Below are 386 nucleotides of genomic sequence, written 5' to 3' on the forward strand. Positions count from 1 at the left end.
ATCACAAGAACATGGAGTTTAACCGACGATTGTGGAAATACCACTAGTAAAGTACAAACCATCACGGTAGAAGATAACACAGCACCAGACTTTACAGTTCCAGCAAATACAACAATTTATGCCGCAGCTGATTGTACATATGATGCAAGTGTGGGAGTAACAGGCGATGTAACCGATGAGTCAGATAACTGTGATACAAGTTTAGAGGCTACCTTTAGTGATTCAGTAGCAGCAGGAAGCTGTGAGGGAGAACAAGTCATCACAAGAACATGGAGCTTAACAGACGATTGTGGAAATACTACAAGTAAGGTACAAACAATCACAGTAGAAGATAACACGGCACCAGACTTTACAGTTCCAGCAAATACAACAATATATGCCGCAGT

The 386-nt window shown here is 41.2% G+C and carries 1 pseudogene; it reads left to right on the forward strand.

Annotated features, from left to right (window positions below):
• Positions 1–386, forward strand: a pseudogene (locus tag Q0958_RS18885) (gliding motility-associated C-terminal domain-containing protein); the annotation flags it as partial.

Origin of the sequence: uncultured Tenacibaculum sp., from assembly GCF_947499065.1 — a bacterium.
Classification (GTDB): Bacteria; Bacteroidota; Bacteroidia; order Flavobacteriales; family Flavobacteriaceae; genus Polaribacter.